The organism is Pelagibacterium lacus, assembly GCF_003345525.1.
GTDB lineage: Bacteria > Pseudomonadota > Alphaproteobacteria > Rhizobiales > Devosiaceae > Pelagibacterium > Pelagibacterium lacus.
This window is the reverse complement of the sequence record NZ_QQNH01000071.1, coordinates 1-1,046: the sequence shown is the minus strand read 5'-3', so window position 1 is coordinate 1,046 and position 1,046 is coordinate 1. Positions and strand designations below refer to the sequence as shown.

Sequence of the window (1,046 nt, the reverse complement as noted above, 5' to 3'; positions counted from 1 at the left end):
ATGAACTCCTTGAATTTGGTCTTATCTGAGAAGCACTTTATCTGTCCTTCCATTCTAAATGAAAGCTTTGCTGGATAGAGCAATCTTGGTTGTAGGTCTTTGGATTTCATGACTTGGAATACCTCTTTCCAGCCCCTTCTTGCCTGTAAGGTCTCTTTTGAGAAATCAGCTGACAGTCTGATGGGAACTCCTTTGTAGGTGACTGTCCCCTTATCTCTTGCTGCTTCTAGGATTCTCTCCTTCATTTTAATCTTGGCTAATGTAATGATGATGTGCCTTGGTGTGTTCCTTCTTGGGTCCAACTTCTTTGGGACTCTCTGAGCTTCCTGGATTTCCTGGAAGTCTATTTCCTTTGCCAGATTGGGGAAGTTCTCCTTTATTATTTGTTCAAATAAGTTTTCCACTGGTGGCTGTTCCTCTTCCCCTTCTGGTACCCCTATAATTCGGATGTTGGAACGTTTAAAGATGTCCTGGAGGTTCCTAAGCCTCTCCTCATTTTTTTGAATTCTTGTTTCTTCATTCTTTTCTGTTTGGTTGTTTCTTTCTTCCTTCTGGTCCACTCCATTGATTTGAGTCCCAGTTTCCTTCCCATCACTATTGGTTTCCTGTGCATTTCCCTTCATTTCAATTAGTTTAGCCTTCATATGTTCCTCTAATTTGTGACTAAAATCAACCAGTTCTGTGAGGATCCTGATCACCAGTGTTTTGAACTGTGCATCTGAAAGTTTGGCTATTTCTTCATCACTTAGATTTATCGGCTCTGGGGCTCTGAGTTGTTCTTGAGCCATTTTTGGTCTGTTCAAGCCTGTTAATTATGAGGAGCGGAGCCTTAGGTGTTCACCAGGGTGGGGCGACCCAGGTCACTGGGTTGTGACACTGTATGTGGGGGTGGGGTCAGAGAGAGAACAATGGCATTTGTTCTGCTCTCTCTTGGATTTCAGTCCCTTCTGCTGCTTCCCACAAGCAAATTGGGCCCTTCTGATGCTGGTTCCCAGGTGGGTGGGCTTGTGTATGTTCTAGGACCCTGTGGGTCTCTCCAGTGAATT

General features: G+C 44.2%; 1 protein-coding gene. It reads right to left on the bottom strand.

Annotation, left to right across the window (positions count from 1 at the left end; translation table 11 throughout):
• Positions 1-788: RBD-like domain-containing protein (locus tag DVH29_RS16770; protein ID WP_147276155.1), on the bottom strand; the 788-nt coding region annotated here is incomplete at its 3' end.
• Positions 789-1,046: the final 258 nt, after the last annotated feature.